Annotated in this window: 2 protein-coding genes; both read left to right on the top strand. The window is 67.8% G+C overall.

Annotated features, from left to right (window positions below):
• A partial coding sequence (locus I55_RS27460; protein ID WP_044563922.1) for a dihydrodipicolinate synthase family protein occupies positions 1-480 on the top strand: 480 nt, incomplete at its 5' end.
• A 22-nt stretch (positions 481-502) separates the two neighbouring features.
• Positions 503-973, top strand: a complete 471-nt coding sequence (gene smpB / locus I55_RS27455; RefSeq protein ID WP_044563921.1) for an SsrA-binding protein SmpB — start codon at positions 503-505, stop codon at positions 971-973.
• Positions 974-990 lie beyond the last annotated feature (17 nt).

The following is a 990-nucleotide window of genomic DNA, read 5'->3' as shown; positions in this document are numbered from 1 at the left end:
AACATTCCCGGCCGCAGCGTGATCGACATGTCGATCGCCACCATGCCCGCCCTCGCGGCGTGCCCTAACATCGTNGGCGTGAAGGATGCCACCGCTGATTGGGTGCGGCCGTGCGGCACACGGGTCGAATTGGGCCCCGACTTCATCCAGCTGTCGGGTGAGGACGCCACCTCCACCGCCTTCCTGGCCCAGGGGGGCGTGGGCTGTATCTCGGTCACGGCCAACGTGGCGCCGCGCCTGTGCGCCGAGATGCAGAACGCCTGGGTGCGCGGCGACCTGGCGGAGATGGCACGCATCCGCGACCTGCTGATGCCGTTGCACCACGCCATGTTCGTGGAGACCAGCCCGGCGCCGGTCAAGTACGCCGCCAGCCTGCTGGGCCTGTGCCGTCCGGAACTGCGCCTGCCGCTGGTTGAAACCACGCCGCCCACGCAGGAACTGGTGCGCGCGGCCCTGGTCCACGCCGGCCTGCTGGGCTGAGGGGGAGGGCCGGGGAGCCGCCATGGCACGCGCCGACGAACACAAATACGCCGCCCAAAACCGGCGGGCCCGCTTCGACTATTTCATTACCGAAACGATCGAGGCGGGCATCATGCTGACCGGTACGGAGGTGAAGTCGCTTCGCGCCGGCCGGGTCAGCATCGCCGAGTCCTATGCCGGCGAGCGGGATGGGGAGTTGTACCTGGTCAACGCCCATTTCCCGGAATACCAGCTGGCCGGCCGCTTCTTCCAGCATGAGCCCAAGCGGGCGCGCAAGCTGCTGGTCCGCCGCCGCGAGATGGACAAGCTGTTTGCCTCCATCCGCCGCGACGGCGTCACCCTGATTCCCCTGTCGATCTACTTCAACGACCGCGGCTACGCCAAGGTCGAGATCGGCGTGGCCAAGGGCAAGAAGAAGGGCGACAAGCGCGAGGCGGAGAAGGAACGCGACTGGCAGCGCGACAAGGCGCGGCTGATGCGGGCCAAGGGCTGACCGCAAGCCATCAGAAC

Origin of the sequence: Azospirillum sp. B4, assembly GCF_000333275.1 — a bacterium.
GTDB lineage: Bacteria > Pseudomonadota > Alphaproteobacteria > Azospirillales > Azospirillaceae > Nitrospirillum.
The sequence above is the reverse complement of the archived record's forward strand: the minus strand, read 5'-3'. Positions and strand labels throughout refer to the sequence as shown.